This is a genomic window from Algibacter sp. Ld11 (assembly GCF_045066735.1).
Taxonomy (GTDB): domain Bacteria; phylum Bacteroidota; class Bacteroidia; order Flavobacteriales; family Flavobacteriaceae; genus Algibacter.
This window is the reverse complement of sequence record NZ_JBISHH010000007.1, coordinates 183,076-195,290: the sequence shown is the minus strand read 5'-3', so window position 1 is coordinate 195,290 and position 12,215 is coordinate 183,076. Positions and strand designations below refer to the sequence as shown.

Here is a 12,215-nt window from a genome sequence, read left to right as displayed (position 1 = left end):
TATTTATCGAAATATTGAACGTATCTATTATATAAGCATTAACACCCATCTTTTTTGTATTATTGATTATGAGCCAGTTACTAAACCACCACAGAAGTATTAGAAAACTCACCACTTTAGTTGAAAACAGAACGACCTACAATGCCGAATATGCCGAATTAAACATTTATGAAACACACGCTTACGCGGAACAAGTTTCGCTAAAATTCGATTTTCCTATAATAGCAAGCATGCTTACAGGTAAAAAAGTAATGCATATTGATGGTTTAGAATCTTTTGATTTCTTCCCGGGAGAATCTGTGGTTATGCCAACCAATAAAGAAATGGTTATCGATTTTCCAATAGCCACACAAGATTGCCCTACACAATGCCTAGCTTTAGGTATTGATGGGAGTAAAATAGATGAAGTTGTTGAAAAATTTAACCATCACGTAGCTATCGAAAACAAAAATAACACATGGAAACTTGATGAAAATGCATCGCATCTTATAAATAATACAGATGTTAACCATCTTGTTGAGCGCTTGGTTTATACATTTACAAACAATAACACCTCTAAAGATGTTCTTCTCGATTTAATGATACAAGAGCTCGTGGTACGTTTACTGCAAACCAAAGCTAAAGCTTATATTCTTAATGAGTCCGGAGCTTTCCTTAACGATACCCGAATTGGTATGGTTATTAAATTTATAAAAACGAACCTAACAAATAAAGATATTAGTGTGGATTTACTAGCAAAAAAAGCATGTATGAGCACATCTCATTTTCATAAGAAATTTAAAAACACGTTGGGTATATCTCCGATTGATTATATTAATTCTGAAAAAATTAAGTTCTCGAAAAAACTCATAAAAGAATCCAAAGATTTCAGAATGTCGGAAATTGCTTTTAAATCTGGTTTTAATAATACAAGTTATTTTAATCGCCAGTTTAAGAAAATGGAAATGATAACACCGCAACAATTTAAAGCTTCCATTATTAAATAATTAATTACTACTTTTTCTTCAAGTTTATTTTAATCAACAGCCTCTAAACCTTTTTTAATCTTCTATAGAATCTAAAAAATAAGATTTTATAGCCCTGCATGTTTTACAAAAAGCTATAGCGATAAAAAGAATAAGCAATCTTTCTAAAAACAAAGAAACTAGCTACAATTTGCAATGCACTAATTATCTTCTTAACTTTACTAAAAAGGAGAAAAAATTATGAAAAATTTAAAATTAGTAGTACTCGCATTTACTCTTGTATTTGCAACTTCGTGTAAAGATTCTAAAAAAGAAAATGAAACTATTGTAGAAACCGAAGCGGTTAAAAACGTTGAAAACACCATCGTGAAGTATAAAAATTTATCCATTTTATTATCGCCAAAAAGCGGAAGCGATATTAAAGGAACACTCAATTTTTCTGAAGAAAATGGCCAAGTTACCATGAACGGAAGCATTTCAGGATTAGAAGTAGGCAAACACGCCATACATATTCATGAAAAAGCAGATTGCTCTTCTGATGATGGAAAATCGTCTGGCGGACATTGGAATCCTACAGCACAACCACATGGTGCTTGGGGTGATGCCACTGGTTATCACAAAGGAGATATAGGAAACTTAACAGCAAACGCGAACGGAATTGCAACCATTACAAAAACTACAGACGAATGGTGTATGGGCTGTGGTGATGAAACTAAAGACATCTTGGGTAAAGCCATAATTGTACATATTGGTGTAGATGATATGAAATCTCAACCCTCTGGTGATGCTGGCGCTCGTATTGGCTGTGCTGGTATTATTCAATAACTCGCATTTATAAAATTACAGATTGCTAAAAACAAAACTGGTTGCATTTATCTTTAAAAGATGTATGCATCCAGTTTTTTTTTACGCCTACTCTTGTAGTAAAGCAGAAAATTATATTTTAGTGTGTAGCTTCCCCCGCTCCACTTGGTATTCTAATGTTTTCAACTATTTCTTGTACATATTCTGGTGGCTCTGGAGTAAACTTCATAATAACAATTGAAACTACAAAATTAATTACCATGGCTACCGTACCAAATCCTTCTGGTGAAATACCAAACCACCAATCGGCTTTTGTGCCGCCACCAAACCAGCCAAATTTAAACTTAGTCATATAGAACAGCATAGATAAAATACCAACAACCATACCTGCGATAGCACCTTCTTTATTCATTTTTTTATAAAAAATACCCAAAATAATAGCAGGAAAAAATGAAGCTGCCGCTAACCCAAAAGCTAACGCAACCGTTGCTGCTACAAACCCAGGCGGATTTACACCAAAATAACCGGCTACACAAACAGCAACTACAGCTGCAAGTCGTGCTGCAATTAATTCTCCTTTTTCGTTAATATCTGGCTTAATCATTTTTTTAATTAAATCGTGAGATACTGATGCCGATATTACTAATAATAAACCCGCCGCTGTAGATAACGCTGCTGCCAATGCACCTGCTGCAACTAAAGCAATTACCCAATCTGGTAATTTTGCAATTTCCGGATTTGCCAAAACCATAATATCGTTATCAACACTAAGTTCGTTTTTACTTTCGTCTGCGACGTATTGAATAATACCATCGTTATTTTTATCATTAAAAACAATTAAACCTGTGGTTTCCCATTTTGTAAACCATTCTGGCATATTTTCATATGGTTGGTTACTTACGGTTTCAATCATGTTTGTACGCGCAAAAACCGATACTGCTGGCGCTGCGGTGTATAAAATTACAATAAGCAATAAAGCTAAACCTGCAGATTTTCTGGCATCTTTTACTCTTTTAACCGTAAAAAACCTAACAATTACGTGTGGCAATCCTGCCGTACCAACCATTAATGCTAATGTAATGGCAAACACATCAATCATAGATTTTGATCCTTCAGTATATTCTGCAAAACCTAAGTCGGTGCTTAGTCCATCGAGTTTATCTAATAAGTACGTGCCAGAACCATCAGCTAACTGGCTACCAAAACCTAATTGCGGAACAGGGTTTCCCGTCATTTGAATCGAAATAAATATAGCCGGAACCATAAAAGCGAAAATAAGAACACAATATTGAGCGACTTGCGTATATGTAATCCCTTTCATTCCTCCTAAAACAGCATAGAATAAAACGATTATCATTCCGATTATAACACCTGTATTAATATCGACTTCTAAAAAACGAGAAAAGACTAAGCCCACACCTCGCATTTGTCCTGCCACATATGTAAAAGATACAATGAGTGCACAAAAAACACCAACAGAACGCGCGGTATTAGAATAATAGCGATCACCAATAAAATCGGGAACAGTAAACTTACCGAACTTACGTAAATAAGGAGCTAACAATAAAGCTAACAACACATATCCACCTGTCCATCCCATTAAATACACAGCACCATCATAACCTGCAAAAGAAATAATCCCTGCCATGGAAATAAACGACGCCGCACTCATCCAATCGGCCGCCGTGGCCATACCATTTGCTAATGGAGAAACACCACCTCCCGCAACGTAAAACTCTTTGGTAGAACCGGCTCTAGCCCATATGGATATGCCGATGTAAATGGTAAATGTTATACCTACTAAAATGTACGTCCAATTTTGAACCCCTAAACCTGCAAGAATCCAACTATGCATCATATCCGTATTTTTTATCCAACTTATTCATTAACCGAACGTATACGAATATTAGAACAACAAATACATACATAGAACCTTGTTGAGCAAACCAAAAACCGAGTTTAAAACCGCCAAATTTAACGGTGTTTAACGCATCTTTAAAAATAATTCCTGCGCCGAAAGAAACTATAAACCAAATAAATAATAGCAAAAGCACATATTTAATGTTTTCTTTCCAATAGGCTTTCGCCCGGTCTTTGTCTGTCATGGTGTAATTTAGTTAGTTGGTAAAGTGGACAGGTAACATTTACTTAAGAGATTAAATGTTACCAGTTGGTAACGCTAAAGCTACACATAAAAATAATACAAAACTCCTTAGTCTTTCAAAAACAACTAATTAACTTGTTTTTAATTACACATTTCAGTTTTTTGTAAAAAAATGAATGCTATCTCTAAGCTTGTAATTTCTTGAAATATGCCTTTGCTTCTTTTAAAACTCTAGGAGCAAGAACGATAGTACTCAACATTGTTGGTATTGCCATAAGAGCAAATACACCATCTATTAAATTAAGCATAGCACTAAAAGGTGTGGTTACAGCTAATACAATACTGAGAATATAAATATAATTGTAATAATGCTTTTTATCGGCACCAATTAAAAAAGACAAACATTTAGTACCATAATAAGAGTATGAAAACAAAGAAGAAATACTAAAAATAGCTACACAAACCATTAATAAATATTTACCATAAACTGGCATAGATTCACTAAATGCTGAAGCCGTTAAACTCACGCCATTATCTGCAGTAGTTTGCCAAACACCCGTAACCAAAATAGCCAAAGCTGTTAAAGTACAAACGACTAATGTATCGATTGCTGGCCCTAACATAGCCACCAAACCTTCTCGAATAGGCTCTGCTGTTTTTGTTGCTCCATGTGCCATTGGAGCCGTACCTATACCAGCTTCGTTTGAAAATGCACCACGACGAACACCCAATAATACCAAAGCACCAACAACACCTCCGAAAAAAGGTTCGCCTTTAAAATTATTCGCCGCAAAGGCATCACTAAAAATCATTACAAAATATTTTGGAACCACTTGGTAATTTGAAACCAAAACAAACAATACCAGCGCAAAATATAGAACAACCATAGCTGGAACTAATTTTGATGCTGCGTTACTAATCCGCTTTAAACCTCCAAGAATTATAACAGAAGTTAAGCTTATCAAAATAGCCGATAAAATAAGGTTTGATTTCAACCCAACCTCAACACCATTCGGTTTTAAAAGAATATCGTTTATAGCTTGTGTTAATTGGTTTACGTTAACAACAGGTAAAGCTCCAATTAAACCAAAAACACTAAACATTACGGCGAGTGGTTTCCATGACCTACCCAAGCCTTCTGTTATAAAATACATAGGGCCGCCTTGCAGATCACCGTTACTATCTTTACCTCTAAACATGACAGCTAATGATGATGTAAAAAACTTAGTAGACATCCCAACAATAGCACTCACCCACATCCAAAACATGGCTCCAGGTCCACCAAGTGAAATAGCAGCCGCTACACCTGCAATATTCCCCATACCTATAGTGGAAGATAATGCCGTTGTTAAAGCTTTAAAATGAGATATTTCACCAGGATCGTTCGGGTCGTCATACTTCCCTCTTAAAACCTGAATCGCATGGCCAATATATCGAAATGGCAAAAACTTCGATAATATTAATAAGTACAAACCGCCTCCAATTAACAACAAAACTAAAGGTAAACCCCAAGCGTAATCAGAAAAAATTTTTATTATTTGTTCTATGTTTTTCAACTTCATTTTATAAATATATCAAATTACAAACACGACCTTTACATTTTTTAAAAGTATATTTATATTTCAAAACTCATTTTTATTGCAAACTAACAGAATATATTTTATTGATGCCGTTAGAGCATTTGCCATTTTAATGATGTTGCAAGGGCACTTTATAGATAATTTACTGGCACGAGCATACAGAAGCGACTCTCATGTTGTCTATAATATTTGGGTTTATTTTCGCGGATTTACAGCTCCTACCTTTTTTACAATTTCCGGACTCGTTTTTTCGTATTTACTATTACGAGCTCATGCTAAAGGCGATGATAAAGCTAGGATAAAGAAAGGCTTATTTAGAGGCTTATTACTACTTGCTATAGGCTACAGCCTGCGACTAGATATTTTTAATTGGATCTATGGGGATTTTAATAATCGCTTTTGGGTGGTAGACGTGTTACAATGTATTGGTCTAGCTTTAATAACCTTAGCTGGATTGCACTTAATTTTCAAAAAATATAATTATTTATTTTCCTTTGTACTTTTTTCGCTGGGTTGCTTATCCTTTATCTCGGAACCACTATATAGATCTATTGAAATTCCCAATACTCCTATTTTTTTAGCCAATTATATTACCACAAAAAACGGCTCGGTATTCACTATTTTACCATGGATAGGTTACTCCTTTTTTGGCGCTTTTTTATCTACGGTATTTTTTAGACATCTACACCGAAAACATTTTAAATTAATAGCTATTATCACTTTTTTCACTACAGGATTCTTTCTTATATTTCAATCGTCACCAGTGCTAATTAGACTATATCTTTTAACAGATATAGAATTACTAAAACAAAGCGCCTATTACAATTATCTTTTTACTCGACTTGGCGACACCTTAATTTTATTTGGGATTTTTTACAGTTTAGAACGTTTTCTAAGACAATCCATAATTTCTAGAATAGGCGAAAAGACGCTTTCTATCTACGTTATTCACTTTATAATACTTTACGGAAGTTTTACAGGCTTAGGCTTAAATAGGTTTTTTAGAAAATCTTTAGACCCAACGCAAGCCGTTCTAGGTGCTGTCGTTTTCATGATGGTCGTCTGTTTTGTAGCTTTCTATTACGCAAAAACAAATGCTTTTATTTATAATTTAATTCGAAAGCTCTCAGGAAAATTTAAAAACTAATTATGGCTTACGATGAATTTTTGGCTGATAGGATTAGGCGTGTATTAAGCGATAAACAAATCTATTTTTCTGAATTAAAAATGATGGGGGGACTCTGTTTTAAAGTTGACAACAAAATGCTTTGCGCAATTTTTATCAATAAAGATTACGGCGATAGCTTAATTATGGCTCGTATTGGCGAAAACGCTTATTTAAATGAAATAAAAAAACCAGAATGCCTTTCTATGGATTTTACTGGTCGCTCCATAAAAGGTTACCTTTATATAACTCCAGAAGGCTTTGATAATGAAGCCGATTTAGAGTATTGGCTGCAACTATGCTTAAAATTTAACCCGTTAGCAAAAGCCAGTAAACCTAAAGCGAAAAAGAAAAAAAACCAACTAAATAAATCAACACATGAAACTTTTTAAATTATACTCAATAGTATGCTTTCTACTTACAAGTATAAATCTTTCCGCGCAAAGCGAAATTACCATTTCTGGAAATATAAAAGAGTTTAACAAGCAAGAAGCTATTCCTTTTGCAAACGTAATTTTAAAAACTGTAAAAAAAGAAACATTCGTTACCGGTACAGCTAGTGATGAAAACGGTTTTTTTACTATAGAAAACACCAAGCCAGGACAATATATTTTAGAAATTTCGAGTGTGGGTTACAAAACATATCATCAAACCTTATTTGTTGGTAAACTCTCTGCTTACTTAAACATTAAAACTATTTTATTAAAAGAAGATATTGCCGCCTTAGACGAAGTAATTCTAACAAGTGAACAAAATGGTTTAAGTTCTAAAATGGACAAAAAAACCTATTCTTTAAAAGATAATATTAATCAAAATGGAGGATCGGTTTTACAAGCTATGCAAAATTTACCAAGTGTATCAGTACAAGATGGCAAAATAAAACTTCGTGGAAACGATCAAATTATTATACTTATCGATGGTAAGCAAACAGCTCTTACTGGGTTCGGAAACCAGTCGGGTTTAGACAACATTCCATCATCTGCCATAGAACGCATTGAAGTAATAAATAACCCATCGGCTAAATATGATGCCAACGGAAACGGAGGTATTATCAATATAATATATAAAAAAAACAAAGCAGAAGGCTTTAACGGGAAAATTGGTTTTACGGGTGGTTTAGGAGCTTTATGGGAACGCAAGAAAAACTTACCGGATATTCGTCCGCAGTACAAAATAACACCTAAATTAAATCCATCTCTATCATTAAACTATAGAAAAAACCAACTCAACATTTTTTTTCAAGGTGATTATTTATATACTGAAACTTTAAATAAAAACGAATTTGTTACTCGCAATTATAATGATGGCGCCATTATCAAACAACAATCTAAACGAAATCGCGACACGAAGTTTACCACGCTAAAATCGGGATTCGATTGGAATATTAATGACAAGAACAGCTTGACGGTTTCGGGGTTATATGGCACCGAAGTTATTATTGATAAAGGTGACCAACCTTTTTTTAATGCCGATTTAACAGAACGCCTTAGACTATGGCAATTTCTTGAAGACGAAGTAAAAATAACAGCAATGGCAACAGCTAACTATATGCATAAATTTAAGGAAGCCGGACATAAAATAACATTTGGTTTTAATTACACCTTTCATCGTGAAGATGAAAAGTATTTTTTCGATAATATTTTACCAAACGAACCCGTTAGCAAAAACTCTTTTAAACTCCTTTCAGACGAACAGGTTTACGATTTTAATATAGATTATGTAAAACCTTTAAAGTATGGAAAACTAGAAACCGGTTTAAAACTGAGAAAAAGAAATATACCAATAAACATGGAATTCTTTCCTGGTACAAACACACCATTAGATATTGAAGCTGGAGGTAAAGCTGAGTATAAAGAACTTATTCCTGCTGTTTATAGTAATTATATTTTTGAAAATGAGACATACGAAGCCGAAATTGGTTTGCGCATTGAATATGTAGATTTAAACTACCAAGTAAACCCTGAGCATAACACATACGAAAGTGGTGGATACAACTATTTTGAACCTTTTCCGAACCTGAGATTGGCAAAAAAAATAGATGAATACAACAAAATTTCTTTTTTCTACAACCGCAGAGTAGACCGACCAAATGAAGTAGACATTCGTATATTCCCGAAATACGACGACGCTGAAATAGTAAAAGTAGGCAACCCGAACTTACGTCCTCAGTTCACAAATATATTAGAGTTAGGGTATAAACACTCTTGGAAAAAAAGTAGTTTGTATACCGCAATTTATCACCGTTTTGCTAACGGCACCATTACGAGAATTTCGAGTATCGTAGATAACGACCCCATTATTTATGCCATTTTTCAAAATGCAGGAAAAAGTACTAACAATGGTGTAGAACTAGTTTACGACCAAGAAGTCTCAGAAAGTTATACTTTTAATTTAAATGCGAATATCTATAATAATACTATAGATGCCTTTTCTGTTACTAACCTTTATCCAAGTGAAAATATTTTTTCAGCCGACAAACAAAAAATGACTTCTGGCACAATAAAATTAAATAACACCCTTAAGTTCTCCCAAAATCTAAATGCTCAACTTACGGCTAGTTATTTTGCTCCAGATATTATTCCTCAGGGAAAAACAAAATCACAATTTGGTATCGATTTAGGCATTAAAAAATCTATTCAAAAAAACAAGGGTGAAATCTTTTTAAACGTAACAGATCTTTTAAATACCATGGTAGTTAGAAAAGAAATTAACGGGCTAGATTTTAGTTACACGAGTAACAACTATTACGAAACTCAAGTTATTCGTTTAGGATACACTTACAAGTTTTAACTTTAAAAGACATGATAAATGTAAGGTTTTAAATGAAAATACATCCATAAATTTGTTCTGTAAAACTTAACACAATGAAAATTAAAACCTTTTTACCTTTAATAGTATTAACAACATTTTTACTATCCTGCAAAGATCACGATAACACGAAGCATTCCAACGAAACACATGAAAACTCTCATTGGAGTTATGCAGGTGAAACTTCTCCAGAACATTGGATTGAGGTTGAAAAAAACTCAGATTGTAACGGCAAACACCAATCTCCAATAAATATTATTAATAAAGATGCCGACTCGACGGCAACAAAAGGAGATTTAAAAATACTTTACACACCATCTACACATATTAGTAAAGTAATAAACAACGGCCATTCTGTGCAGTTTGATTTTGAAGCTGGAGACTCGATAAATTACAAAAATGAAAACTTTTACTTAAAACAAATTCATTTCCATGAACCATCAGAACATAAAATAAATGGTGTTATTTACCCCATAGAAATGCATCTAGTGCACATTAGTAAATCGGGGCATATTGCTGTTTTGGGAATAATGGGAGAAGAAGGTGATGACAGTCAATTATTTGAGTTTTTTGAAAGCTTCCTACCCATTAATAATGGAGAAACTAAAGCTATTCATCAAAAAATAGATTTATCTAGTTTATTTTTGGAAGATAAAAACTATTATTCTTATGGCGGATCTTTAACTACGCCACCATGCACCGAAGGTGTAAACTGGTTCGTTTTTAAACAACCTTTTATACTATCGGAAAAAGAAGTTTTAAAACTAAGAAATAATATGCCCATTAACAATTATAGAAATGAGCAACCCCTAAACGATCGTAAAGTTAAATTGAATTATTAACCTTTTCATTTTTTAAGTTAGATGACATATAAAGCAGTTATTTTTGATTTGGATGGCACATTAGTTAATTCTATAGAAGATATAGCAGACGCCATGAATACCGTTCTACTAAATCACAATTATCCTACTCACACTTATAACACCTATAAAAACCTTGTTGGTAGCGGAATAAAAAGTTTGGTGATTAATGCCTTACCAAAAAATCACCGAAGTGATTTAGAAACAGATAATTGCCTTAACACCATGATGACTATTTATAGTGAGCAATGCACAACCAAAACGCAGCCTTACAGCGGTATTATTAAACTTTTAGATAGTTTAAAATCGAAACAACTAAAAATAAGCGTTTTTTCAAACAAAGCAGATGTACTTACTAAAAAAATAGTATTAGCATTGCTGCCAGACTATTTTGAACCTGTTTTCGGGCTGAAGATTGAAGCGCATAAAAAACCCAATCCGGTAGTAGCATTAGAAATATGTAAAACGCTAAATGTACTACCCGAAGAAACAATTTTTGTTGGTGACACCGGTATAGACATACAAACAGCAAATAACGCAAACATGTTAGCTGTTGGTGTATCTTGGGGATTTAGAGATAAAAAAGAATTGATTGATCATGGAGCGAGCCACATATTAAATCACCCGCTAGATTTAATCGATTTGTTGTAATTAATTTAAAAGAAAAAGGTTAAACTTATGTTTAACCCCTTTTTACTAATATGCGTTCTAAGTACAGTTATAAAGATTAACAAGAATTACAAAACTTCTTTTCTTCTTATATTGATTCGCATTGCACCTTCGATTGGCTTGTCTGAAACTAAAATTAAATAGCCACCTCCTCCAGCTCCTGCTAATTTCCAAGCGAGAGCTTTATCTTTGTACTTTTCAATTTCAGCATTTACTCTATCGTTTACCATAGCAGGAAACATTTTGGTTTGCGCGTTAAACGATTTCATAAACCCCTCAGAAAACTTTTTTAAATCCATATGTTGAATGGCATCCCAAACTTCATCCGCAGCAGTAGAAAGCTCCTTTACATTCTTCTCATTTATATGAGTAACCTTTAGCAAATCAAGACCTGGTTCTCTAGGCCACAATAATGCCATATAAAGATGATCTTCCAGCCATGATAAAGTAGATTCGGTGTGAATAGACTCAAATTTAATTGGCCAATAAGCATTATCATATTGATGCCTTACCAAACCGGGCATGCAAATCCCAATTGCATCTTGTGCACCAGAAATCATGGTTGATCCCGGAGTATTTTCAAATTTAAAAAGGATTTCTGCCAGTTTTTCTGGTTTTTCCATAGGTAAATAATACGGCCATATTTTTTTTGCAGCATTTCGAGTAGATGTAGACATTCCGCATCTTTCGTTATACTCAATTACAGGTTCTAATGATAAGGTTATTGCCCAACCTGATCCATATTTTGAAACATAAGGCTGATCAATCCAAGTTCCTGCCAAATCTATTCTATAAGGCAAGGTACAATTTCCTGCAGATCGTATAGCTGTTGTAGAACGTTCTGGTAATCCTGCGTCTGGTATTCTTTCCAATAATTTTAATTCAATACCTAAGCTATTGCAGAGCTCTTGTTTTGCTGGAGAAAAGCCATCTTCATTTACAATAAAGTAATCTGGTTTTAATTTAATAAGATCATCTTTAAAATCCAAAATACCAGAACCTGTATTCACAAAAGCCTCTTTAACATATCGAATAGAATTGATCATATAAATTCTTTCTTGCTCAGAGTTTATAGTTTGACGACCTTTTAATTCTTCAACTGTTGCATCAGAGCCTATTCCAACATACAAATCACCATAGCTAGCAGCTTCTTTAAAAAATGCTATATGCCCACTATGCAGCATATCGAAACAACCTGACACAAAAACCTTTTTACTCATTATAACTCAAATTTAAATTAATATTAATAATTACTAAAAA

General features: G+C 33.7%; 11 protein-coding genes. 7 read left to right on the top strand and 4 right to left on the bottom strand.

What is annotated here, in order from left to right; genetic code table 11:
- The first annotated feature begins 68 nt into the window (after positions 1-68).
- Both ACJJV4_RS03890 and ACJJV4_RS03885 read left to right on the top strand, forming a co-directional pair.
- Complete coding sequence (locus tag ACJJV4_RS03890; RefSeq protein ID WP_405292158.1) at positions 69-986, top strand: AraC family transcriptional regulator; 918 nt, start codon at positions 69-71, stop codon at positions 984-986.
- A 219-nt stretch (positions 987-1,205) separates the two neighbouring features.
- Positions 1,206-1,790, top strand: coding sequence for a superoxide dismutase family protein (locus ACJJV4_RS03885; RefSeq protein ID WP_405292157.1), 585 nt, complete (start codon positions 1,206-1,208; stop codon positions 1,788-1,790).
- Between the two features lie 118 nt (positions 1,791-1,908).
- On the opposite strand, the gene ACJJV4_RS03880 is transcribed toward ACJJV4_RS03885, so the two are convergent.
- The 3 genes from ACJJV4_RS03880 to ACJJV4_RS03870 form a co-directional block, all read right to left on the bottom strand.
- On the bottom strand, positions 1,909-3,627 hold the full coding sequence (locus ACJJV4_RS03880) for a sodium:solute symporter family protein (protein WP_405292156.1): 1,719 nt from the start codon (positions 3,625-3,627) through the stop codon (positions 1,909-1,911).
- Positions 3,617-3,874: a DUF4212 domain-containing protein gene (locus ACJJV4_RS03875; protein WP_405292155.1), complete on the bottom strand. Its 258-nt coding sequence runs from the start codon at positions 3,872-3,874 to the stop codon at positions 3,617-3,619. Before ACJJV4_RS03875 ends, ACJJV4_RS03880 begins: the two co-directional genes overlap by 11 nt.
- Before the next feature lie 184 nt (positions 3,875-4,058).
- Entirely contained in the window at positions 4,059-5,435 is a 1,377-nt protein-coding gene (locus ACJJV4_RS03870; protein WP_405292154.1) for an alanine/glycine:cation symporter family protein, read from the bottom strand.
- 76 nt (positions 5,436-5,511) lie between these two features.
- Here ACJJV4_RS03870 and ACJJV4_RS03865 point away from each other — a divergent pair, with 76 nt between their 5' ends.
- From ACJJV4_RS03865 to ACJJV4_RS03845, 5 genes are all read left to right on the top strand, one after another.
- Positions 5,512-6,600 (top strand): heparan-alpha-glucosaminide N-acetyltransferase domain-containing protein, encoded by a 1,089-nt coding sequence (locus tag ACJJV4_RS03865; RefSeq protein WP_405292153.1) that lies wholly within the window; start codon positions 5,512-5,514, stop codon positions 6,598-6,600.
- Positions 6,601-6,602: 2 nt separating this feature from the next.
- The gene (locus ACJJV4_RS03860; RefSeq protein WP_405292152.1) at positions 6,603-7,010 is read left to right on the top strand and encodes an RNA methyltransferase; all 408 of its coding nucleotides are present in this window, start codon (positions 6,603-6,605) and stop codon (positions 7,008-7,010) included.
- Positions 6,997-9,408 (top strand): TonB-dependent receptor domain-containing protein, encoded by a 2,412-nt coding sequence (locus ACJJV4_RS03855; RefSeq protein WP_405292151.1) that lies wholly within the window; start codon positions 6,997-6,999, stop codon positions 9,406-9,408. Before ACJJV4_RS03860 ends, ACJJV4_RS03855 begins: the two co-directional genes overlap by 14 nt.
- A gap of 74 nt (positions 9,409-9,482) precedes the next feature.
- Positions 9,483-10,268: a carbonic anhydrase gene (locus tag ACJJV4_RS03850; RefSeq protein WP_405292150.1), complete on the top strand. Its 786-nt coding sequence runs from the start codon at positions 9,483-9,485 to the stop codon at positions 10,266-10,268.
- A gap of 21 nt (positions 10,269-10,289) precedes the next feature.
- Positions 10,290-10,937, top strand: coding sequence for an HAD family hydrolase (locus ACJJV4_RS03845; protein ID WP_405292149.1), 648 nt, complete (start codon positions 10,290-10,292; stop codon positions 10,935-10,937).
- 86 nt (positions 10,938-11,023) lie between these two features.
- On the opposite strand, the gene ACJJV4_RS03840 is transcribed toward ACJJV4_RS03845, so the two are convergent.
- A complete protein-coding gene (locus ACJJV4_RS03840; RefSeq protein ID WP_405292148.1) occupies positions 11,024-12,175 on the bottom strand; it encodes an adenylyltransferase/cytidyltransferase family protein in 1,152 nt (383 codons plus the stop codon).
- Positions 12,176-12,215: the final 40 nt, after the last annotated feature.